Origin of the sequence: Halobacillus amylolyticus, from assembly GCF_022921115.1 — a bacterium.
Taxonomy (GTDB): domain Bacteria; phylum Bacillota; class Bacilli; order Bacillales; family Halobacillaceae; genus Halobacillus_A; species Halobacillus_A amylolyticus.
Window position 1 is genome coordinate 3,322,117 of record NZ_CP095075.1, and the last position, 21,429, is coordinate 3,343,545.

General features: G+C 46.3%; 23 protein-coding genes and 1 pseudogene. 17 read left to right on the forward strand and 7 right to left on the reverse strand.

The annotated features are described in order from the left end of the window. The first annotated feature begins 26 nt into the window (after positions 1 to 26). From MUO15_RS16975 to MUO15_RS16985, 3 genes are all read left to right on the forward strand, one after another. Positions 27 to 854, forward strand: a complete 828-nt coding sequence (locus MUO15_RS16975) for a flagellar hook-basal body protein (protein ID WP_245031151.1) — start codon at positions 27 to 29, stop codon at positions 852 to 854. Positions 855 to 1,070: 216 nt separating this feature from the next. Then, positions 1,071 to 1,913, forward strand: a complete 843-nt coding sequence (locus MUO15_RS16980) for a flagellar hook-basal body protein (RefSeq protein WP_245031152.1) — start codon at positions 1,071 to 1,073, stop codon at positions 1,911 to 1,913. A 20-nt stretch (positions 1,914 to 1,933) separates the two neighbouring features. Further along, complete coding sequence (locus MUO15_RS16985) at positions 1,934 to 2,197, forward strand: DNA-directed RNA polymerase subunit beta (RefSeq protein ID WP_245031154.1); 264 nt, start codon at positions 1,934 to 1,936, stop codon at positions 2,195 to 2,197. 285 nt (positions 2,198 to 2,482) lie between these two features. Here the strand turns inward: MUO15_RS16985 and MUO15_RS16990 are convergent, their stop codons facing one another. Next, on the reverse strand, positions 2,483 to 3,259 hold the full coding sequence (locus MUO15_RS16990) for a nuclear transport factor 2 family protein (RefSeq protein ID WP_245031156.1): 777 nt from the start codon (positions 3,257 to 3,259) through the stop codon (positions 2,483 to 2,485). 273 nt (positions 3,260 to 3,532) lie between these two features. On the opposite strand from MUO15_RS16990, the gene MUO15_RS16995 reads away from it, so the two are divergent. From MUO15_RS16995 to MUO15_RS17005, 3 genes are all read left to right on the forward strand, one after another. Beyond that, complete coding sequence (locus MUO15_RS16995; RefSeq protein ID WP_245031158.1) at positions 3,533 to 4,780, forward strand: FAD-dependent monooxygenase; 1,248 nt, start codon at positions 3,533 to 3,535, stop codon at positions 4,778 to 4,780. A 333-nt stretch (positions 4,781 to 5,113) separates the two neighbouring features. After that, positions 5,114 to 5,647 (forward strand): hypothetical protein, encoded by a 534-nt coding sequence (locus tag MUO15_RS17000; protein ID WP_245031160.1) that lies wholly within the window; start codon positions 5,114 to 5,116, stop codon positions 5,645 to 5,647. Then, positions 5,635 to 6,198 carry a class I SAM-dependent methyltransferase gene (locus MUO15_RS17005; protein ID WP_245031162.1) on the forward strand — a complete coding sequence of 188 codons (564 nt, stop codon included), beginning with the start codon at positions 5,635 to 5,637 and terminating at the stop codon, positions 6,196 to 6,198. Before MUO15_RS17000 ends, MUO15_RS17005 begins: the two co-directional genes overlap by 13 nt. A 267-nt stretch (positions 6,199 to 6,465) precedes the next feature. On the opposite strand, the gene MUO15_RS17010 is transcribed toward MUO15_RS17005, so the two are convergent. After that, a complete protein-coding gene (locus tag MUO15_RS17010) occupies positions 6,466 to 6,612 on the reverse strand; it encodes a lmo0937 family membrane protein (protein ID WP_245031164.1) in 147 nt (48 codons plus the stop codon). A 203-nt stretch (positions 6,613 to 6,815) separates the two neighbouring features. On the opposite strand from MUO15_RS17010, the pseudogene fabZ reads away from it, so the two are divergent. The 4 genes and pseudogenes from fabZ to MUO15_RS17030 all read left to right on the forward strand — a co-directional run bounded on the left by fabZ (position 6,816) and on the right by MUO15_RS17030 (position 10,956). After that, a pseudogene (fabZ, locus tag MUO15_RS17015) lies at positions 6,816 to 7,237 on the forward strand (3-hydroxyacyl-ACP dehydratase FabZ). A 426-nt stretch (positions 7,238 to 7,663) separates the two neighbouring features. Continuing rightward, positions 7,664 to 8,980 carry a S8 family peptidase gene (locus MUO15_RS17020; RefSeq protein ID WP_245031166.1) on the forward strand — a complete coding sequence of 439 codons (1,317 nt, stop codon included), beginning with the start codon at positions 7,664 to 7,666 and terminating at the stop codon, positions 8,978 to 8,980. Positions 8,981 to 9,141: 161 nt separating this feature from the next. After that, positions 9,142 to 10,413 (forward strand): N-acetylmuramoyl-L-alanine amidase, encoded by a 1,272-nt coding sequence (locus MUO15_RS17025; RefSeq protein WP_245031168.1) that lies wholly within the window; start codon positions 9,142 to 9,144, stop codon positions 10,411 to 10,413. A 189-nt stretch (positions 10,414 to 10,602) separates the two neighbouring features. Then, complete coding sequence (locus MUO15_RS17030) at positions 10,603 to 10,956, forward strand: hypothetical protein (RefSeq protein ID WP_245031170.1); 354 nt, start codon at positions 10,603 to 10,605, stop codon at positions 10,954 to 10,956. 522 nt (positions 10,957 to 11,478) lie between these two features. Here the strand turns inward: MUO15_RS17030 and MUO15_RS17035 are convergent. After that, entirely contained in the window at positions 11,479 to 11,667 is a 189-nt protein-coding gene (locus tag MUO15_RS17035) for a YjfB family protein (protein ID WP_318036169.1), read from the reverse strand. A gap of 270 nt (positions 11,668 to 11,937) precedes the next feature. Here MUO15_RS17035 and MUO15_RS17040 point away from each other — a divergent pair, with 270 nt between their 5' ends. Continuing rightward, positions 11,938 to 12,561, forward strand: coding sequence for a hypothetical protein (locus tag MUO15_RS17040; RefSeq protein ID WP_245031172.1), 624 nt, complete (start codon positions 11,938 to 11,940; stop codon positions 12,559 to 12,561). 422 nt (positions 12,562 to 12,983) lie between these two features. On the opposite strand, the gene MUO15_RS17045 is transcribed toward MUO15_RS17040, so the two are convergent. Then, positions 12,984 to 13,271, reverse strand: coding sequence for a hypothetical protein (locus tag MUO15_RS17045; protein ID WP_245031174.1), 288 nt, complete (start codon positions 13,269 to 13,271; stop codon positions 12,984 to 12,986). Positions 13,272 to 13,513: 242 nt separating this feature from the next. Then, complete coding sequence (locus tag MUO15_RS17050; RefSeq protein ID WP_245031176.1) at positions 13,514 to 14,107, reverse strand: hypothetical protein; 594 nt, start codon at positions 14,105 to 14,107, stop codon at positions 13,514 to 13,516. Between the two features lie 272 nt (positions 14,108 to 14,379). Here MUO15_RS17050 and MUO15_RS17055 point away from each other — a divergent pair, with 272 nt between their 5' ends. Together MUO15_RS17055 and MUO15_RS17060 are read left to right on the forward strand one after the other, a co-directional pair. After that, the gene (locus tag MUO15_RS17055; protein ID WP_245031178.1) at positions 14,380 to 15,720 is read left to right on the forward strand and encodes an efflux RND transporter periplasmic adaptor subunit; all 1,341 of its coding nucleotides are present in this window, start codon (positions 14,380 to 14,382) and stop codon (positions 15,718 to 15,720) included. Beyond that, complete coding sequence (locus MUO15_RS17060; RefSeq protein ID WP_245031180.1) at positions 15,721 to 18,807, forward strand: efflux RND transporter permease subunit; 3,087 nt, start codon at positions 15,721 to 15,723, stop codon at positions 18,805 to 18,807. It abuts the gene before it with no gap. 472 nt (positions 18,808 to 19,279) lie between these two features. Here MUO15_RS17060 and MUO15_RS22225 read toward each other — a convergent pair whose 3' ends face one another. Further along, a complete protein-coding gene (locus MUO15_RS22225) occupies positions 19,280 to 19,423 on the reverse strand; it encodes a putative holin-like toxin (protein WP_396266262.1) in 144 nt (47 codons plus the stop codon). A gap of 323 nt (positions 19,424 to 19,746) precedes the next feature. On the opposite strand from MUO15_RS22225, the gene MUO15_RS17065 reads away from it, so the two are divergent. Together MUO15_RS17065 and MUO15_RS17070 are read left to right on the forward strand one after the other, a co-directional pair. Continuing rightward, complete coding sequence (locus tag MUO15_RS17065) at positions 19,747 to 19,932, forward strand: H-type small acid-soluble spore protein (protein WP_245031182.1); 186 nt, start codon at positions 19,747 to 19,749, stop codon at positions 19,930 to 19,932. 36 nt (positions 19,933 to 19,968) lie between these two features. Beyond that, entirely contained in the window at positions 19,969 to 20,148 is a 180-nt protein-coding gene (locus MUO15_RS17070) for a small acid-soluble spore protein H (protein WP_245031184.1), read from the forward strand. 101 nt (positions 20,149 to 20,249) lie between these two features. Here the strand turns inward: MUO15_RS17070 and MUO15_RS17075 are convergent, their stop codons facing one another. After that, a complete protein-coding gene (locus tag MUO15_RS17075) occupies positions 20,250 to 20,465 on the reverse strand; it encodes a hypothetical protein (protein ID WP_245031186.1) in 216 nt (71 codons plus the stop codon). A 336-nt stretch (positions 20,466 to 20,801) separates the two neighbouring features. Between MUO15_RS17075 and MUO15_RS17080 the strand changes: the two genes are divergently transcribed. Both MUO15_RS17080 and MUO15_RS17085 read left to right on the forward strand, forming a co-directional pair. Next, positions 20,802 to 20,954 (forward strand): Fur-regulated basic protein FbpA, encoded by a 153-nt coding sequence (locus tag MUO15_RS17080; protein ID WP_245031188.1) that lies wholly within the window; start codon positions 20,802 to 20,804, stop codon positions 20,952 to 20,954. A gap of 270 nt (positions 20,955 to 21,224) precedes the next feature. Beyond that, complete coding sequence (locus tag MUO15_RS17085; protein WP_245031190.1) at positions 21,225 to 21,419, forward strand: hypothetical protein; 195 nt, start codon at positions 21,225 to 21,227, stop codon at positions 21,417 to 21,419. Positions 21,420 to 21,429: the final 10 nt, after the last annotated feature.

Sequence of the window (21,429 nt, forward strand, 5' to 3'; positions counted from 1 at the left end):
ACAACATCTAAAAAGGAGCGATCGTCTTGCTGAGAGGATTTTATACGGCGGCCTCAGGAATGATGGCCAATCAACGCATGCAGGAAACACTATCGAACAACTTGTCGAATGCTTATACACCAGGGTTTAAATCAGACCAAGGAACAATGCGCGCATTTCCTGAATTACTGATTCAGCAAATGGGTCAAACGTCTGTCCCTACAAGTAATGGAGGTCTCAACCTCCCCACACAGAAACAAATTGGTTCCCTCCATACAGGTGTGTACATGCAGGAAACCGTGCCGAAATTCTCTCAGGGCGATTTAAGGGAGACAGGGATCGAGACAGACCTGGCTCTCTTAAATGGCAACCTTCCAGACGAAAATGGCTTCCTATTTTTTAACGTTCAGAACGAAGCTGGCGAACTCCGATACACAAGAAACGGTAACTTCACCGTCGACGGCCAAGGCTTCCTCACCACCAATCAAGGCTACTACGTCCTTGACGATGCAGGGAATCCGATTCAAACCGGCGGCATGGAGTTTGATGTCAGCGACAACGGTACCGTGAACGTAAACGGCGCAAACATCCCGCTCGGCATCTCTTACACTCCCAATTCTTTTGACTTAGTAAAAGGAGGAAATGGGCTGTACGCACCAGGTGAAAACGCCGTCCCATTAGTTGACGCCCGCCTAGGTCAGGGAATCAATTTTAATATCCAGCAAGGGTTTGTTGAGCGTTCCAATGTGGACCCGGCCCAAGCCATGACAGAGATGATGAATACATATCGTTCATTTGAATTGAACCAACGTGTACTGAAAGCGTACGATCAAAGCATGCAGAAAACCGTTACAGAAATAGCTCGGTTAGGATAAACAAAAAAAGCAGGACCAGGCTGGGAAATAAGCTAGACTAGGATAGAAAATAAACTAGGCTGGACTAGGGAAATGATCCTGAATGACTAGTGAAGTAACTAGCCGGTTCAGGATAACATCATACTTGGCCAGGGCGAAATAGCAGTTAAATCAGGATGTAATCATAGTTAGATAACGACATAGGATCAGATTAGGATAAAGGAGAGGGAATCTTTCATGAATCGTTCGATGATACAAGCCTCTGTAACGATGGGGCAGATTCAGCATAAACTTGACGTGATCGGCCACAACCTGGCCAACACAAATACACCCGGCTACAAAAGCAGACAAGCCGACTTTTCCTCCTTGCTTTTTCAACAAATCGATAACCTTTCTGATGAAGGAATAGACGAAGCTGCTAACCAGGAGGCCGCACCATACAGGCTGACACCAGACGGCATTCGCAGCGGATCAGGAGCAAGACTGGCCCACACGAACATTGATCTGAGCCAGGGAAATCTGAAGCAGACAGACCGTGCCTTAGACGTTGCTTTACTTGAAGACAATCAACTTTTTCAATTACAAGTAGCGACAGAAAACGGACTCGAAACAAATTATACCCGCTCAGGTAATTTTTACCTTAACCCGCTGAACAACGGCCAAATGTTGCTCACCAACGCTGACGGTCTCCCAGTTTTAGGAGAAGATGGTCAGCCGATTCAGTTCGCTGATGACATGGACGGCATGCAGATCCGTGAAGACGGCGCGATCCTCGTAAACAGAAACGGGGTTGAGGCCGTCGAAGCCCAGCTTGGAATCGTTGAAGCTGTCCGTCCACGCATGCTTGAAGCGGCAGGAAACAATCGCTTTCGTCTTACGGACAATGCTGATATAGTAGGAGAGGGAATCATCGCGAACGCGGACGGACAAGTTCAAAGCGGAACGCTCGAAACCTCTAATGTTGATATTTCAAAACAAATGACAGATATGCTGATGGCCCAGCGCGCCTATCAATTCAGCGCACGCTCCATCTCGACAAGCGATCAAATGATGGGACTCATCAGCCAGCTCAGATCATAAATGTAAGGAGTAAGACAATTATGCCGACAGATGCGAACAAACAAGAGAAAAAACAGTTGCGCAAACAGCACAAACCAGGAACCAAGGAAAAGAGAAGAAGGAAACAACGCCGACGTATTCTGCCAATTTGGCTGCGAATCATCATCGTTCTTTTCCTAAGTGCTCTAGCCCTGCTGGTCGGACTCGTTGTCGGCTATGGCGTCATCGGTGACGGAAATCCTCTCGATGCCCTCGATTGGTCAACATGGGAGCGCATCTGGAACCTGATCACCAAAACTCAATAACGCGGATCCTCATTATTCTATGAGTGGACAGCCACGTTAAGAACGCACAAGCCCCTTGGCTCGTGCGTCTTTTTTTGACTTTTTATAAAGATGGATTGTTCAATTGATCTCGATCTTGTAGTTCTTTCGTGACGGCGGGCGATGATTGTTCCCGATCTCTATGGGATTGGTCTCTATCTCCGCATGATTGTCCTTTAACAGGTAGGGATTGTTCCTGATCTTCTCGTGATTGTTCTCTAACTCCAAAGGATTGTTTCTTAACGCTGAGAAGCTTTAGACTTCGGTTTAGTTCACTATTTCTACTATGTTATCACTTGTAGGAATCATGGCATTCTCTAGGTGACTGCCGAAGACAATCTTCCATTGTCCGTTTTCCTTACATATAACCAGGTTGCTCGTGGAACTAAAATGATCGTATTTCTTTTCTATGTGAGCCATCGCCACTGAATCGGAAACCATTCTGACACCGAGGGCTGTAACTTCTGGAGCTGGTCCATCAGCTGCTGCCTTGAGGTGTTGATCAAGTTGCTTCGTGTTCGTTTGAGACAGTGGTTTGATATACTTTTTCATTTCCTTTACGTTGCCTGAATTGATCGCTTCCGAGTACTTTTGGATGGCTTGTTGAACTTGCTTTTCTGTTGAGTTGCGGTTTGTCTTGTCCGAGAATTCCACATATCCCGGCCCTGCAACGCCTCTAATGATTTTCCATTGCCCATCTTTGTTGACGACAGGCATTGTGCTGATCGCGATGAAATCTTTGTAGGTGGAATGCGTTGATACGATGGCTGTCGTGTCATTCACCATACTTAGATCTGTAATTTTTGCTTCTTGTAAAGGGTGTGATTTACAAAATCCAGTATAAAACTCTTTGACGTTACTAATCTTCTGTGAATGTTCGGATGTTTTCATCATTTCGTTGGCATCACAGTTTTTCTGAGCTGTGAGGAATTGAACAACAGCATTTAATGCGTCCTCTTTAGCTGCAGCGTGAACACTTGAACTCATGCCCAGGCTGGAGCCTGCTAGTAGCAGAGTGAGGGCGATTTTACCAAATAATTTCACTTGGATGACCTCCTGTATGTGTAATATCTTCCTCATTATTATTAGTCAAGCTGGTGCAGTTATCCTAAAATGATGTATTTGTTTCGTGACGGCGGGCAAGGATTCTATTGTTCCCGATCTCTTTGGGATTGGGCTCTGACTTCGCATGACTGTTCCCTAACCTAAATGTAAAGCTCAATAAGGGAAAAAGCCGTCTGGTTGGTCAAAAAGGTTTCCTGATCCTCGATTTGTGGAACTACTCAGTTATAGAAGCAACAAGGGAGGGTGCGACGTTTGAAGACGGATGTATTCATTGCCGGCGGCGGAGTGGGTGGCCTAGCACTGGCTGTCAAGCTGGCGAGCCGCGGTGTGCATGTGACGGTGGCGGAGCAGCTTGTGAAAAAGTCGTCCGCCTATAAAGGGGAGCTGCTGCAGCCGAAGACGCTGGCCATTCTGGATCGGCTTGGGGTACTAGGGGAAACGGAAGCGAGCGGGCATGTGATCGATCAGCTTCGTTTTCTGGAGATCAAACGCCAGTCTGGTGCCCTGCCAGAGGAGATCAATTTAACGGAGCTCAACTATAGCCGGGTGGCGAGCAGCTATGATCACGCGTTAATGGTTCCGCATGAAACAACGAAGGAAATTTTGCGTGAAAAAGGAGCGACTTATCCGGAATATTTTCACTACTTATCAGGTGCACGGTTTCTCGGCTTTGAAAATGGTCAGGCAAAAGTAAGGCAGCAAAAGACGATCCAATATGTTGAGGCACACGTTTACGTTGGGGCAGAAGGGCGCAGCTCACCGACACGCGATGCTATGAATGTGAGAGTGAAGCGGCAGGATTACAATCACCATTTTCTCACGGTGACGATTCCGAGGCCAAGCGACTTCAATAAAGGAAAAATCATTACGACAGCGCGTGACTTTCTCGGGTTATTCCCGCTCCCGGACGACGAGGTACGCACGGTATTTCTTATCAAAGCAGGAACGTTTAAACAAGTGAAAGAGCAGGGTCTTGAGCAGCTTTATCAGGCATATAGTGAATTAGAACCAGAACTTGCTCAAGGTGTGCGGGCGATAGAAGATTGGAAAGCCGTGCAGCTGATGATCCCGTTTACGTATCACGTCGATCGTTATTATAAAGGAAACCTTGCGTTGATTGGCGACGCCGCCCATACCGTCCACCCAATGGCAGGGGAGGGGATGAACCTCGCCATTCAGGATGCGGACGTACTCGGAGAACTGCTGGCCTGGTGCAAGCAAAACGATGTTCCGTATCATGATCATTTGCACTATTACGAGGACGTGCGCAAACCGCGGGTCAAATTTTTGCTAAACTTGAGCCACTTGTCAGCAATGGTCTACTCGGTTCCATACACGTGGTGGCGCAATATCCGCATGCGCGCCGTTCAGCGGATGTATGACGACGATCAGCTTCACGTCAAGCAAATGTTAAATATCTCAGGCCTCGGAAAATGGAATTTCACACTGTTCGATCGAGCGATCCAGGGAGTGTCCTTCCCGCCCGCAGCAGGACAGTGAGCGATCGCAAGCAGCGGCAGTTTTTGTTCAGCGAAGCGGAGGATTACCCGTGGAGAACATAATAGAAGTAAGTGTTCAAAAAGTTGTCAAATTAGAAGAAAGAAGGTCGAGGCGGCGTAGTTTTGAGTAACGGAACGTATGCTTAATGATACGTAAGTAACGAGGCCACTTCAGAGAATATCCTTCTTTTCTGCCTTGCACCGAGGAATTTACTTCTTGAATAGACTTGTAGACAAAGGCGCACACGCTCGTTAAAAACAAGTCAATGAAGAGAATCGCCGCTTATCATTTAGTGACTTTTGAACAACCTCTAGAAAGGGAAGGTGTAACATAATGAACGAATGGGTTACCGCCATGCAGGCAAGAAAATGGATGAAGAAGAACGAATCATTTTTACCAGGCTGGCATGCTTATGTAGGAACAGAACTTGGTTTATTTGACTACTTCGCCAAAGCAAAAACCGTCACTGACGTCGCGAGTGAAACCGGCTACGATCACGACCTGCTCTCCTCCTGGGTCCGCGTCGGCGTCGCCGTCAAACACTTGAAAAAGCGCCCCGACAACCGCTTCCGCACATCCAAGAAACGCTGCGCCGCGCTCATGGGCGACAACGCATCCCCTGGCGTCAAAGCCCTTTTGAAGGAAGTGATGGAGCTCCACATGCCAACACTCCTCAACTACCCGGCCTACATGAAGAACAACCATCGCGCCCACTTCGACCACGAACGCCATGGCGAGGTCGTTGCCGAAACCTCGGCCTTGCTTGAACATTTTGCCATTAAAAAAATAAAAAAGATGATACACGATCAACAGGTGAACGCGATTGTCGACTTAGGCTGTGGCCACGGGGGTATTTGCGAAAACTAGCCGAGGATTATCCAAACGTCCAAATGACAGGCGTCGATATCAATCAAGACGTCGTCGACCACGCCCGCTCCAAATCAGAAGGCTATCCTAATATCAGCTTTGAAGTCGGCGACATTGCCGATTGGAGACCGGCGGAGGGTTTCGATTCACCTGAAGTTATTCTGCTGCACAATATTTTTCACTATATACACCCTGAGCTGCGCGCCCAGCTGCTCAACCATTTGTATAGCTATTTAAAAAAAGACGGACTTGTTTCGGTTATTACGCCGATCAACGAAACTGAGCATGGCGAGGCCTTTTCCTCAGCGTTTAACAGTTTTTTCGTCGCCCATTCCAACCTGTTCGCCTTACCAAATGTGGCCGAACTTGAAGGTTTGGCCGAATCCTGCCGTTTTGACTTATTCGACCTCGATCCGATCATAAAGGAAGGATCCTGGTACACATTCTGGCTCACCCCAAGTATAAGAGTGGGGAGGATCGGCCGTTATCAAGAGGCAGAAGGAAACGAACAGACGCTAAACAACCCACGGCAGTTAACCAAATCCTCCTAACCTGAGGTGCCGCACCTCAGGTCATCCATTCATTTCCTTTCATCGCCTTTATTTCCACCTCAGGTCATCCAGTAAATTCCATATGGGTGGGTTATCGTGTGTTTTATGTGCAAATATGCAATTATTCCATTAAATGTGCAATTATCTGGTTTTTCGTGCAATTAATTAAAATTACGTGCAATTATTCATTATTTCGTGCAATTAATCCCGACAAAGGCAGCCAGCCTCAATCATACCAGGCCATTCTTTACAAGGATCGTCTGCCGGTTAATGCCGTCCACGCTTGCGAAACATTCGGATTAGGAAGACAACGAGTGCAACGACAAGCAATAAGTGAATCAACCCGCCGGCAATGTCGATAATGACACCAAACAGCCATAGGGCTAGTAAAATGATTAAAATTGTCCAAAGCATGAGAGAACCTCCTTATCTTATCCTCTGAGCACATCCATTCGAGATCATATATCCATTCCTCCGTCTTCCCACAGGACGCTCAGACTTAGTCGAACATCCTATGGAGCAGCTCACAAGGCTCCACGACTTTTTTATGAAAAGTTTTGTCGAATGGATAGGATGCCAGTATAATAAGGATAGTTTGTACTGAAAGGAGTTTTCCTATGCTGGATATTCAAGCAATCAAAGAAATCATTCCGCACCGCTACCCATTTTTATTAATCGACCAGGTGGAAGAAATTGAGGAAGGTAAACGCGCAGTCGGCTATAAAAATGTTACCGCGAACGAACCTTTCTTCCAGGGCCACTTCCCAGATTATCCTGTGATGCCAGGTGTGCTCATCACTGAAGCCCTTGCGCAAATGGGGCTGTCGCTATGTTGAAAAAAGAAGAAAATCAAGGCAAACTCGCCTTTTTCACTGGAATTGACAAATGCCGCTTCAAGCGCCAAGTCAAACCAGGCGACCGTCTTAAACTCGAAGTCGAAATCGTCCGCCTTAAAGGACCGATCGGCAAAGGCAAAGCGATTGCCACCGTCGACGGCGAAACGGCCTGCGAAGCGGAAATTATGTTTGCTCTTAAATAATGTGAAGACAAGCCGTCCTACTTGAGGCCGCTGAAAAAGTGATATTTGTTATTTTTAATAAGGAATCCACTCGACATATTGATAAATAAAAGAAGATGACCACCCTTGTATAGTAGGTGGTCATCTTTTTTAGCTATCAACAGACTTTTTCAGTGCTCTCTCCTACTTGGGCGGCTTTTTATGGTTGATGGTCTATAATTAAAATCTGTCCGCTCGAGGCAGATTCTCATGATCACTCCAGTCCCGAACTCTTCCACTCAAGCCGTATAAAGAAACTTTTAGTTTGCAGCCCTATCATTTCCCCCTGCTTGGTATACCTTTTTCTATTAGACAAGCGCCTTTTTTGCTATTATCCCCGATAAATACCGCCATCCCTTTTACAAAAAAACATAGAATACAGCATCAAGATAAAAAGGAGGTGGTAGAATGTTAGGATTCTCTATGATTCAACTTACCCGAGACCATAGTGATAAATTTGACAAAGAACTGCGCCAGAGGTTAGTTCATTTATATCGACCTTTACGCAGTACTCCTTGTTTTTTACACCGTCCCATTGAAAATAGGTTGAAAAAATCGAAGAAATTTCCCGTGATTATCGAATTCGAACAAATGTATTCAGGATTAACGAAGGCTTATGATCATATAAAGGCGGATGGTAAATGCAAGATCGTGCATGAGTTTCCGAGCACATCTAGTTGTTCGGCGGTTTTAAATGCAACCACAATTGAAAAACTCATGAACGATGACTGTCAGATTAAGAAGATTTACTATGATCGAGAAGTGACGGCCTTGCTGGATGTGGCTTCTCCCTCTGTTCATGCACAACAATTGAATAGCAAAGGGATTACGGGGAAAGGCGTTAATATTGCCGTTGTTGATACAGGTGTGCACCCGCACCCGGATTTAACGCAGCCAACGAATCGTATTATTGCCTTTAAAGATTTTATTAACAACAAAGTTGATCCTTATGATGATAATGGACATGGTACTCATTGCGCTGGAGATGCAGCTGGTAATGGATTTTCTTCAAATTTGAAATACCGTGGGTCGGCTCCTGAAGCCGGGATTATTGGAGTGAAGGTACTGAATAATATGGGTTCAGGCTCGCTCTCAACGATTGTTTCCGGTATTCAATGGTGTATCGACCATAAGGAGGAGCACAAGATCGATGTGATCTCGTTATCTTTGGGCGCAGCAGCTGATGAGTCAGACTGTAACGATCCCCTTGTTCAAATTGCAGATAAAGCATGGGAAAGTGGGATGGTTGTTTGTGTAGCTGCAGGAAACTCGGGGCCTGATCAAAGAACGATTGGCACCCCGGGAATCAGCTCGAAGGTGGTAACGGTCGGGGCAATGGATGACCAGAATACGATCAATCGTACAGATGAAGAAATTGCACCGTTCTCAAGTCGCGGCCCTGCTTGCGGGGAGGAATCAAAGCCGGATTTACTAGCTCCCGGAGTAAACATTGTCTCCTTAAGAGCACCCGGCTCTTTTCTTGATAAAACGACGAAATCGGGTCGAGTCGAAGATAATTACTTTTCTTTATCTGGGACATCGATGGCGACCCCGATCTGTGCTGGGGTAGCGGCTCTTGTTCTTCAAGTTTATCCAGAACTTACACCTGACCAGGTGAAGCAGCGACTTCTTGAAAGTGCAATTGATAGAGGATTGCCAGAATATGTTCAAGGTGCTGGGTATTTAGATGCCCAAAAGGCTGTGGAGTCTACGGATAGTGAGTAGTAAAGCCATTTTAGGGGAAGGAGGTGTTGGGCAAAAACCTTACGAATGAACCCGACCATAAAAGGGATTTTTTAATTATAAAAAAAGGAGGTTTTTACGATGTTTAAACTATATTTAGACCCAGGACACGGGGGGAGGACCCTGGTGCGACCGGAAACGGTTTGCTGGAAAAAAATATTAACCTTGATATCGCGTTACGTATCCGTGATATTCTCAACAATGAATATAGCAATGTTGATGTCAATATGAGCAGGACAACGGACACCACTAAGAGTCTAACCCAACGAACGAATGAAGCCAATGCGTGGAATGCAGATTACTATCTGTCCATTCACATCAATGCTTTTAATGGCTCAGCACGCGGATATGAAGATTATATTTATGTTGGTTTGTCGGAGTCATCGCAGACAGCCCAATACCAGGATATTATGCACGATGAGATCACGGATGTGAATGAATTAATAGACCGCGGTCAGAAACAGGCCAATTTTCACGTGTTAAGGGAATCCGCTATGTCGGCCCTTCTTACGGAAAATGGCTTTATTGATCATCCAGGTAATGCGGCAAAATTGGCTGATGCCTCTTACCGTCAAAAAGTAGCCCGTGGGCATGTAAATGGGCTCGAGCGTGCTTTCAACCTTGAAAGGGCCGCCTCCGAAACGATGTACAGGGTAATTGCTGGCTCTTTCCAGGTCAAAGAGAACGCAGAAGAGCGAGTCACTTACCTTGATTCTCATGGAATTCCAGCTTTTATCAATGAAACGTCGGTGTCAGGAAGCACATGGTATCGCGTACAGGCTGGTGCCTTTAGAAATCGAAGCAATGCAGAGCAACGGCTTTCAGAAGTGAAAGCCGTCGGAATAGACGATGCTTATATTCAAGTAGAGGAAGGCGACGATCCAGAAGTGTCGGGATACGGCATCTTAGGCTCTGTCTCACTTGCTCCGGAACAAATGGATCAATTTGTCCGCAGCTTTAATCCTGATGCCCCTTCACTTGGTAATTACTATTTAACCTTTGGGGAGGCTTATGGCATCAGAGGAGATATTGCCTTTGCCCAGGCTCTTCACGAAACGAATTATTTCCGTTTTACCGGAGTCGTTAATGAGGAACAAAACAATTATGCAGGCATTGGTGCAACAGGTCCCGATAACTCAGGAGCAAGTTTTGCTACACCTGAAGAAGGAGTCCTCGCGCATATTCAACACTTGTATGCCTATGCTTCCACTGAAGACTTACCAGATGACTATGCCTTAGTTGATCCGCGCTTTGGCCTTGTTACACGAGGTAGTGCGAGAGATTGGGTAGGTTTAAATGGAAAATGGGCTGTTCCCGGTGATCAATATGGACAACTGATACTAGGCCTGTATAAAGACTTAGTCAATGCGAGTATCAATCAACTACAGGCTATGCTAGACCAAATAGAAGTGTAAGACTTTGCCGAAATTACAATCTCCATGACCTATAATTGCCAGGGAGTGTGCCGCCAAAAGCTGGACTTTAGGCGGCACACTCTTCATTTTTAGCCACTAGAAAAATAAAAATCAGGCATAAACTGTATAAACCTTTTCATACACGGTTACAATAAAAATTGTATCGTAACAAAAAGGAGGAAACCTAACATGAACAATATCGCACTAAAACTACTCATTGCTTTCCTAGCCATCTCTGTTCTAGGAGCTTGTGCTGCTGAGGAAGAGGAGCAGCCAGCTGAAAACGAAGGAAACACAGAAGAGAACATGCCAGAAGAAGAAGGAAATAATGCAACAGAAGATGGCGCTCCGACAGAAGAAGAAGGAAACGCTGATGAAGGAAATACAGAGCAAGACACTGAGATGGAAGAAGATCAACAGCAAGGTGGAGAAGGAACAGGCGATGGTGGCACGGATACAGATAACGGTGGCACAGATACGGATGATGGAAACGGTGACACAACGAATGAAGATACCATGGAAGACCAAAATAATGATCAATAATGTGTCTATAGCCGCTCTCGTTTAGCGGCTCTTTTTTTTGCCCTTTTTTCGACGGCGATCCTTGAAGAAAGACAGTCAGCCGCTTCAGGGGCCGCTGAAAAAGTGACGTTTGTTCATTTCTATAAGGAATGTATTTGGCATGTTTGTATATCTGTGTTTTCTTGGTGGGTTCCGTTATAAAAAAGAGTACGGCGGCGGGGAAACGACTCGCTCGTGGGCAAACGCCTCCTCAATCGTTCCTCCCTCGGGGTCTCGCCATCCGGTGTTCCCACAGGGAGTCTCGCCGTTTCCCAGCCACCTTATGATCATTAAGATGTATGGAACCGCCACTATGAGAAAAGTGACTCCTGTGATAAGAATCACTTGTTATAGGTATTCCATTTCCGCAATCATTGGTGGACACTTTCACGCGTACATCCTTAAACGTTCTTAGCTGTCACACGCACGACTTATAGTAGTGATGGACGGCCCCTACTAGTTACGGTCAATGATGGTGAGTCGTTTCTCACCGCCTGTCACACATTATCCTTTGAGATCAATTTGCCCTCCGTGCGTGGGGTGCGGCACTGATTGCACCGACTGCTGCAGCATTTGCACCACCTGATTTCCCTTGGCTTCCGACGTTTGCATCGTTTTGTCCATCACAGCAAGGCTCGCCTGCTGCCTTACGTGCGCCTGACTCATGATCATAGACGCCGCCGCTATATCCATATGTGCACACTCCTCTCCATATACTTATCGGAAAATTTTCGGAAAAATGAACCACTCTATCATTACAATACGTTTACGATTTGCCCGCGACCTTGGCAAACAGTCCATCATTTCGGTAAAATAGAGAATAATAAGATGTTCATAAAGTCACCAATTAAAAGCTTTTTGAACATCCATTAAAGTCCCCTCATTCTACTTTACAACTTTTTTGCAAAATAGAAGTTTTCCAAACAGAAATGTGTGGAATAGGGAAACGAGAGGTGAAAATCGATGAAATACAGAACAGCCGCAGACATAAAACCATTACTATTTGACGAGCAAGAGAAAGTAGTAAACAAAATTCCTAGAGAAAAAGTCGATGTCTACGTCTATCTGAACCAAGACTTCGACAATACGTATGTTCCAGACGACACGATCTATCAATTCGTCTTTCGCCATTTCTTCAAGTTGGACAACCCGAGCCTGACAAGGGAATTCGAAACCGAATACTTCAAACTAATGGAAGAACAGCGCGACCAAGAACGCCCAAACATCGTGCAAATCACTAAACGACTGTACGACATCAAGAACCATAAAGGGAATCCAACTATGCAATTCCCGCTCGCCGCAGCCATGCTGCACGCCATTAACCCGGCGTTCCCGACATACGATAGCGACATCGCCAAAGCGTTCGACTTCTCATCCACCTACCATTTATCCGGCTTCGAGAAAAAAATGAAACGCTACATCAGGCAATACCAACACACCTATCAAACCTACAAGGAATTACTTGATGACGAAGCGATCATGCCGCTGCTAAACCATTTTGATGAGAAATTCCCCGATCACGTGCAGCTTCCACAGGTGAAAAAGCTCGATCTAATCGTCGCGCAGCTCGGCAACACGATGCAATAATCTACATAACCGTCAAGCTCAAGCGAGAGCCTGGCGGTTTTTTATGTCAAAAAAATACCCCCGAAAGTTTGAGGACGCTGAAAAAGTGAGGTTTGTTCATTTCTACTTTTGTATAACAAAAACCACAGATGACAAACTGATGAATAAAAAGTTCAGGAAGGGTTCCGTTATAGAAAAAGAGAAAGGTGGCTGGGAAACGAATTGTTCCCCTGACCCCCTGTCTCTGTTTTAAACAACGGAACTAGTTCCTAACCACATTCGTATTATTCCTGCAATAATGCATTCCATTATATAGTGAGTTTACTTAAATGTCGGTAGGATAGAATTCTGTATAAATACGCTCGGCTATACAATAACGGAGTGGGTCATCCCTTTTTTCCAGTGACCTCGAAAATTTGGAGGGACGTTTCGAAATCATCCTGCTATCCCAGAAGGAGCGTCATCGCAAAAGCCATCACAACAGCCAAGGTAAAAGAACCTAATACGAGCCACCTGGGCGTTCCTTTCACCATATATTGTACGAAGGAAACCACTATAAAAAGCCCAATTGCCGGGAGACCAAGCCCATTAACGGTAACCGTTCCACCCGTCACAAGCATGAAAGCTACAAATAGCATCCCATAACAGAATGCCGCCATTGTTGCATTGGAAGGCTCTCCAAATACGCCATTACGGTTCGACCGATGATCAAGTGCCTCTTCTTTTTGCATAAAGATCAAACCTCCTATACTAGAAGTAAGTGTTCAAAAAGCTGCCAAATTAGAACGTCGACAAAGATCGTCACATCCTGTGACAAAGTCGACACTAGCACGTTCCTTGCGCGTAGCAAAGAAGTTCGAGGCGCGAAAGTTTTGAGGACCGCAAGCCGTATGTCCTTATACGTGAGGACCGGAAAAACCGAGCAACGAAGAAATTCGCCGGTTTATCATTTGGTGACTTTTTTGAACAACCTCTAAAAACAGTTCTGTTGGATCCCATGAATTCCGATAATCTCAGCAGCGGTGCCACCAGCAATTTGCAGGAAATCCGATGAGTTACCCGCTCCCACGAGTAATCTCGCCGTTTCTCTGACCCCGCCTAAAGCTCTCACAGCCTTGTAAGCTTTAAAGATCGGTACAACAGCCGCCGTAATGAAAGCCGCACATTTCGTTACTTTCCAAGCTTTCCCCCAAAAGCCGATCGGTAATACCTCAGTCTTGCCATCGCTCGTCATGATCATCGAAGTTCCGTCCGTTTTAAATTCAATGGAAGTGGTATCCTCGGGCAGCCTTTGTGTTCCATCTTCAGCCAGCAAATAATTGACAGCATCAATGTTGCTGCTCTTCAAGTTGTTTACCAATACACTCGTTTGACCAACCAGTATATCCGTTTGAGGTGCTGCAAATAGATATCCGTTAAGAAATGGAGAATATGACATCGAAGGAGAAGAAGCTTCATTTTTGAACGTTTTCTCACCAGACGCGAATGACCTCTGTGGCAGAATGACCATACTAAGCATGAACATCAGAGACAAGGCTAGCAACATCCACCTTTTCGCCTGAGCCATCTAAAACCCTCCTAGTTTGCTCCAACCCAATTCTTAAATGCCTATTTCCCTTATTTTACCTTAGTTGTAATTTAGCATAAATTGTTGTAAATGCCCACATGAAAAAGGATGCAATTTAAAGAGCAGAATAGGGGGATGGCCCTACACTTTTTCAAAGGAATCCAGCTCCCATAACATTCACCAATTTGTCACCAGTCGACAAGTTGCAATCCCTTTCACACTTTAGTAACATTATCCATAATTATGACCACACGAGAGAGGAAAATGAACCGATGAAGCATCTTACATATATTGTCCTCCTGTTGACCATCACCACACTCACCGCCTGCAACAATCATGCTGACGAACAACAAGCCGAAACCCGCACCACACCCGTCGAAACCGCCGCCATCATTCAAGATAACTTCATTATTGAAAGAAAAATAGTCGGGAGGGCAACGACAGCCGATACCTCTCCCGTCATTTCAAGCGTCCCCGGCGAACTGGTGACGTTAAACGTAGCCAAGGGCGACCGCATTGAAGAAGGCGAGACTGTCGGCGTCGTTGATCCCGGAGACAGCAGCAGCCAAGTCGAGCTCCAGCAGCTCGCTGTCAAGCAGGCGAAAACTCAGCTCGAAAACGCGCAGGTTGCTTTTGAGCAAGCACAGGCAGGCGTCGAAAATGCCAAGAAGCAAGTCGACATTGCCCGCCAAGCGGCCGATGCCAAAGCAAGCCAAGGCAACAAAGCCGCTACGGCCGCCAAACAGCAATACGAACAAGCTCAAGCATTAGCTGATGAAACGAAGCAGCTCGTCGAAGAAGGGACCGTGCCAGAAGTCCTTTATCAACAAGCGCAAACCCGAGCTGATCAAGCGTACGCGCAATTTCAGCAGCTAACCGGCGAAAAGGGAGCCCCCACTAATTCAGCGGTTGCTCAGGCCAAGGCTCAGGTCGACCAGGCAGAGCAGCAGCTTGAGCAAGCACGGATTGGCATTGACCAAGCGGAGCTCCAGGTCGAACAAGCTCAAGTTCAGCTCAATCAAGCCGAAGAACAAGGGGCGAACGAAGCGATTACGGCCCCAGCCAGTGGGGAAGTTTCTACATTGAATGCTAGCGAAGGCGACATCGTTACCAATCAACAACCATTCGCAACGATTGTCAGCCTTAACCCGATGACAATCACGGCTGCTGTCACAGCTGAACAGCTCGGTTTATTTTCTGAAGGAAGTGAACTGCAGGTACAGATTGATACGCTGGAGGAACCTGTTACCTCAACGGTCAGCTACATTCCATCGGTTCCGGATGAGACAGGCCTTTATCCTGTCGAAGCGACCGTTGATAACGCGGATGAAACCATTAAACCGGGCATGATGGCCACCTTCCTTTTACCAGAAACGGTGGTAGAAGATACGATGATCGTGCCGACGGACGCTGTTGCGGAAGAAGGCGGCGAAGCTTACATTTACCAGGTTGTCGATCAAAGGGCTGTCCGGGTCGATGTGGAAGTCATCGAGTCGCAAACGGATCAGACTGCGATCTCAGGTGACGTAAAAACCGATGCGCCTGTGATCACAAGCGGTCAGCTGACCTTAAGTGATGGCGCCAAAGTGTCGATCATGAAGGAGGACGCGTAAGTGAAGCTCGTTAATCTATCCGTGAAGCGGCCTGTCGGTGTCATTATGATCGTCGCCGCGATTCTCGGGCTCGGCTTCGTTTCATTACGGTCGCTCACCATCGATTTGTATCCAGATATTGAACTACCGATCGCCGTGGTGTCAACGAGTTATGAAGGAGCGGCCCCACAAGAAGTTGAGAAGCTCGTCAGCCGTCCAGTCGAATCGGCTGTCAGTTCGCTCGAAGGTCTGGAGGTCCTGCAATCTCAATCACAAGCAGGCGCCTCGCTTGTGATGATGCAGTTCAGCACTGGTGTTGATCTTGATAGCACATTGCTTGAGGTCAGGGAGAAGGTTGACCAAGTGACGGGCGCGCTTCCTGAGGGAGCGGGGGAGCCGAACGTACTTCGTTTCGACCCACAGCAGCTGCCGATCATGACCATTGGTCTCTCCGGCGACACTCCTGCGAACTTGCAGCAAATTGCTGAGAGCCAACTCGTCCCGCATTTTGAACGCCAAGAAGGAGTCGCTTCCGTCAGCATTGAAGGGGGGCGAACACGGGAAGTTCAGGTGCTCGTCGACCGTGCGCAAATGGCCCAGTACGGCCTTGATTCACAAACGATCATCCAAGCATTGAATGCCTCAAACCAGTCCGCCTCGGCCGGCAGCATTAAAAAAGGCCAGAAGGACTTGCAAATCCGCATCAATGGCGATTATCAAAGCATCGAGGATGTTCGTGAAACGATTGTTCAGTCACCGGAAGGCGCCAGGGTCACCCTTGATCAGATCGCCGACGTCGAAGAGAATTTTGCCAAATCGAATACCGTCTCAAGAGTAAACGGCAATTCCTCCGTTGTCCTGTCCTTTTTGAAAAAAACGGACAGCAATACGGTAGAAACAGCGGATAACGTCACGGCAGCTATTGATGAAGCAATGGCTGATCTGCCGGAGGATGTCGAGCTTGAGGTCGTCCTTGATACGAGTGAATTTGTGAAAACATCGATTAACAGTGTCGTGAAAAATATTATCATCGGCGGGATCATTTCGGTTTTTGTGCTGCTGCTATTTTTGAAAAGTGTACGCGCAACGCTCGTCATCGGGATTTCGATTCCGATCGCCATCATCTCTACGTTTACGTTGATGTTTTTCACAGGTGAAACGTTAAACGTACTGACGATGGGTGGGCTCGCGCTCGGGATTGGGATGATGGTCGACAGCTCGATCGTCATTTTGGAAAGCATCTACAGTTATCGGCAGCGGGGCTACTCCATCGTCGAAGCCTCAAAGCAAGGGGCCTCTGAGCTCGCACCTGCCGTCATCGCGTCGGCGACAACGACCCTCGTCGTGTTTTTGCCGATCATTTTTGTGGAAGGAATCGCCTCCGAGCTGTTCACCCCGCTCGCCTTGACGATCTCTTTTGCGTTAATCGCATCACTGGCCGTATCCGTCACACTTGTGCCGATGCTGTCATCGAAACTGTTAACCAAACCGATCAAAACAAGCGGCCGTCGCGAATGGTTTGACCGTCTTTTAGAAAAAGTAACCAATGGCTATCGCAAGTTATTAAGAAAAGTATTAACGTTTAGGAAAACAACCGTCGCGATTACGGTTGCCTGCATTGCCGGCAGTATCGCGCTGATTCCATTGATTGGCACGGAATTCATCCCGCCCTCGGATCAAGGACAAGTATCGATTCGAGTCACAATGCCAGAAGGAACCGCCATCGAAGAAACACAAGAACTTACGAATCAGGTCGATCAACGGCTGGAGGAATTCAGCGACGTCATTGATGTCAGCTACCTGACGATTGGCGGGGGCGGTATTGGCGGTGGGGTCGGCAGCAGCTCCTCCGACTTCGGCTCCTACACGATTCAGCTTGTCGACCCGGGGGAGCGGGAACGAACAACGGCAGCCGTCGTGGAAGACATTGACGAAGCCTTAGGGGGGCTGGCTGGAGCGGACATCTCTGTTGGTGCGCTTGAAGCCGGGCTCGGCACAGGTGCGCCGTTACAAGTGCAGATCAATGGACCTGAATACGAAGTCCTAGACCAGCTGTCCCAGCAAATCGTCTACTTAATGGAAGATGTCGATGGGGTCAGCGAGCTGACGTCTTCAACAGAAGAAGGCCGGCCGGAAATGCAAATCGATGTCAACCGCCAGAAGGCAGCTCAATATGGCTTAAGCGATCAGCAAGTCATCAATCAAGTACAGCTCGCCTTTAGTGGCCAAATCGCCACAAGGTATCGGGAAGGCGGCAACGAAATCGATGTCCGCTTGATTTTGCCAAAAGAAGAACGCCAAACGATTGCCGATCTCGAAGGCATGTCGGTGCAAACACCAAGCGGATCGATTATCCCGCTTGCGACCATCGCTGATTTGACCCAAGTTCAGGGACCTGTTTCGTTGTTGCGAGAGGGCCAGCAGCCGCAAGTCAACGTTGAAGCAGAAGTCGTCGACCGTGACCTTGGCAGCACAACCGAAGCCGTCCAAGCCCAACTCGACAGCCTTAACTTTCCTGATGGCTATTCTTATTCCATCGGCGGACAGGCAGAAGACATGCGCGACGCGTTTGGAGATCTGGCCCTGGCACTGGTATTTTCGATTTTCTTGGTTTATGCAGTGATGGCAATTCAGTTTGAGAACTTCCTGTTCCCGTTTATCATCATGTTCTCACTGCCCGCCACGATCGTCGGCATTGCTGGAGGCTTGTTTATCACAGGACTGCCATTCAGCCTGCCAGCCTTCGTCGGGATCATCATGCTCGCGGGGATCGTCGTCAACAATGCTATCGTGCTCGTCGACTACATCAATATCTTACGGGAAAAATCATATGACAGAACGGAAGCGATTCTAGAAGCCGGCCCCGACCGCCTGCGGCCCATCCTAATGACAACACTCACCACCATCTTAGGAATGCTGCCGCTCGCACTCGGAATTGGCCAAGGCGCCGAAGCCCAACAACCGCTCGCGGTGACCATCATCTTCGGCCTGACCGTCTCAAGCTTCTTCACGCTCGTCCTTATCCCCGTTGTCTACACCTTCTTCGATGACCTATCAAACAAAATAACCGGAGCCTTCCGCAAATCAGAAGGAGAGGGAAAGGAATAAACTACCACCTCAGGTCATCCAATTTCTGGATGACCTGAGGTGGTTCTTATTTCCAATCTAGTGGTGAGCGGTTGGGAGGGTTGGGTGAGCGCAAATTTTTAAAAGTGGAGCTGCCAATGACAATTCTGGAGCGTTCGACCAAATATCTGAGCGTTTGTGCCACAAAAGTGAGCGCTCGCCTATTTTTGGAGGCAATCCATTGTTTGAATGACCAGCACTCGCCCAAAATATGGATGACCTGAGGTGGTAGCCAAATGGAATCTAATGTCGCGAATTCTGAGCCAATTGAGCTGCTAATTATTTATTTCTCAATTAACTTTTTCAAGAAATTATGGTATGATAAAGTTAGAAATAGGATACACATAAGAAAAGGGACCACAGGTTGCAACTGTGATCCCCTAGATAGTTGCTCTTTTAGGGCGCTGACTATTTGAAAAATAGACTCACCCCGATTCTTGCTAGAATAGGGAGTCTATTTTTTTATGCGCAAAATCGTCACAATTAGAGCTTTGATCGAAACAATTAGCGAACTAAAAGCAATCATAATCATCAGTGATTCATAAATGCACCCAGGCGTCACCCCCTTCCGTCCTACGACATGGGGGTTAGCCGACACCCTATTCAGCCTGCAAAAGCAGTATGATCGAACAACTATCTAATGCTAGTTATAACATAGGCAGATCATAAAATAGACATATTTGAGCCATCTTTTGTTCCAAAAGCTTACAGTAAGACGTGGCGATGTATAACCCTGATAAGATGTTCAATAGAGTTTAATATTGGAAAACCCTTCGAAAAAGGAATGAATCCCCACCTCAGGTCATCCAATTTATGGATGACCTGAGGTGGTTTTTATTTCCATGCCTATCTGATAAAAAGTGTATATAAATGGTGCTTCAAGTGAAAATTATACATAACCGATAAAGGAGGACTTTATTAATGAACAAAGAACGCGCCAAAGAAATCTTCCACTCCGACGAGATGATTAATGTGACCCATGATCAACGCCCTATCTATATCGAAGAGGTCATTGAAAGAAGTGAAACGGCCCGGGTTCACCCTGTTGACCAACCTAACATCGTCCAAGAAGTTCCGTTGTATGATTTGAAGGAGCAGCAGGAATAGAAGCAGAATATCACGAACCCAAAGGAGGTAGATGAAATGAATGCACAACGAGCACAAGAAATTGCTTCCTCTTCAACTATGGCTAATGTAACTTATAATGGGGAAGGGATCTACATTGAGCACGTGGACGAAACAAATGCAACAGCCACCATCCACTCCCTAAAAACACCCAATAATAAACAAAGTGTTTCTGTAAACAGCTTAAGTGAACAATAATCTAGATCAAAAAGAAAATAATCCCGTACCACTGTAAAAGTGATACGGGATATTTTTGAATGACTTGCTAGACATTCCTCTTGAACCATAAAAATGGTCGATTAATAATCTTCCTGCTCGCCTTCTTTTACGGAAGCTCTTGGGGCAGTATCTTCCTCTTCAACCTTTTCGAAACCTTTATCCACCTTTCCGGCATTTTCAATGTCCCCGGAAGCCTTGTAACCAGCGATTTCTGTATTAGAGGTTGTGCCGTAAAGACCCATTCCACCTAATTTTCCATTTACATTCTTCTCATTGCGCTCCTTTTTCTTATCCATTGCTTTCACCTCCCTGTTGGTAATATAACCAAAGAGAACTTAATCTATAGATTGGTAAAAGGACTATAGGATAGACAAAATCTGGATGACCTGAGGTGGTTTTTATTTCCATATAGTTGTCAGGTTTCCTATCAGGGAATGGTTAAAAACAAGATGAGGTTTACTTACACGGTTGATAATGCAGATTTAAAAAGATCTTAAGATTGAATTAACAAATTTCAAAAGTATAGGTGGTAAAGTGAGGGTAAGTTGGCATACAACAGGGGATCAAATAGTAATGATAATAACTCGGAAGCTGTATAGATTACTACCATAGCTGGTTGATGGAGGTGCGTGGTGAGAAATCATCTTCGTGAAGCTGTAGAAGACATGAGACAGCATTACATTAAAAAACTTCTAGATGCTAACGTCCTTAACGATTCAGACAAGGATCCTTCCTCATTTACCTTGAGTGAACTTAAAAATATGGTTACATTCTACCGACTTTAAGTTTGCATGAGGCGCCATTCTAGATTGGAAGAGACTTCAGAAAGCCCGTCTTCATAATACGAAAACGGGCTTTTCCCTCTGAGGAACGGTAATTAACGTTGCAAAGTCTTAGCTGGGTAGTAAGAAGGGACCTCACTGAATAAGGAAATAGGGGAACGGCTTCAGACGTGATTCATCCTCGTACTTCACGATTTTTAAGTTTCGTATATTCTTTCAACAATCTGTCAACAATGAAACTATGTAACTAGCCAAAAACGAGGAGCGGATAGAATGAAGACGGTAGATTATACGTTATCTGATACTGGATTACATTTGAGTCAAGCAGAGATTCAAAACCTAATACCCGAAGAAGAATACTGGTTTCTAAATGAAAAGTATGCTCAGGCTCTTAGAAATGTAGATGCCTTTTATCAATCGCAAAATATTGATCCTCAAGAGCTTTATCGACCCTTTCTAAGATCTTAAGGTGATTCTA

Excerpts from the sequence above, each read along its gene's own strand:
- MUO15_RS17035 (WP_318036169.1), bottom strand. The coding sequence starts at position 11,667 with ATGGATATAGCGGCGGCGTCTATGATCATGAGTCAGGCGCACGTAAGG.
- MUO15_RS17020 (WP_245031166.1), top strand. The coding sequence starts at position 7,664 with ATGTTAGGATTCTCTATGATTCAACTTACCCGAGACCATAGTGATAAA.
- MUO15_RS17085 (WP_245031190.1), top strand. The coding sequence starts at position 21,225 with ATGAAGACGGTAGATTATACGTTATCTGATACTGGATTACATTTGAGT.
- MUO15_RS17045 (WP_245031174.1), bottom strand. The coding sequence starts at position 13,271 with ATGCAAAAAGAAGAGGCACTTGATCATCGGTCGAACCGTAATGGCGTA.
- MUO15_RS17065 (WP_245031182.1), top strand. The coding sequence starts at position 19,747 with ATGAACAAAGAACGCGCCAAAGAAATCTTCCACTCCGACGAGATGATT.
- MUO15_RS17040 (WP_245031172.1), top strand. The coding sequence starts at position 11,938 with ATGAAATACAGAACAGCCGCAGACATAAAACCATTACTATTTGACGAG.
- MUO15_RS16980 (WP_245031152.1), top strand. The coding sequence starts at position 1,071 with ATGAATCGTTCGATGATACAAGCCTCTGTAACGATGGGGCAGATTCAG.
- MUO15_RS17075 (WP_245031186.1), bottom strand. The coding sequence starts at position 20,465 with ATGGATAAGAAAAAGGAGCGCAATGAGAAGAATGTAAATGGAAAATTA.
- MUO15_RS17050 (WP_245031176.1), bottom strand. The coding sequence starts at position 14,107 with ATGGCTCAGGCGAAAAGGTGGATGTTGCTAGCCTTGTCTCTGATGTTC.
- MUO15_RS17000 (WP_245031160.1), top strand. The coding sequence starts at position 5,114 with ATGAACGAATGGGTTACCGCCATGCAGGCAAGAAAATGGATGAAGAAG.
- MUO15_RS17010 (WP_245031164.1), bottom strand. The coding sequence starts at position 6,612 with ATGCTTTGGACAATTTTAATCATTTTACTAGCCCTATGGCTGTTTGGT.
- MUO15_RS17030 (WP_245031170.1), top strand. The coding sequence starts at position 10,603 with ATGAACAATATCGCACTAAAACTACTCATTGCTTTCCTAGCCATCTCT.
- MUO15_RS16985 (WP_245031154.1), top strand. The coding sequence starts at position 1,934 with ATGCCGACAGATGCGAACAAACAAGAGAAAAAACAGTTGCGCAAACAG.
- MUO15_RS17055 (WP_245031178.1), top strand. The coding sequence starts at position 14,380 with ATGAAGCATCTTACATATATTGTCCTCCTGTTGACCATCACCACACTC.
- MUO15_RS17070 (WP_245031184.1), top strand. The coding sequence starts at position 19,969 with ATGAATGCACAACGAGCACAAGAAATTGCTTCCTCTTCAACTATGGCT.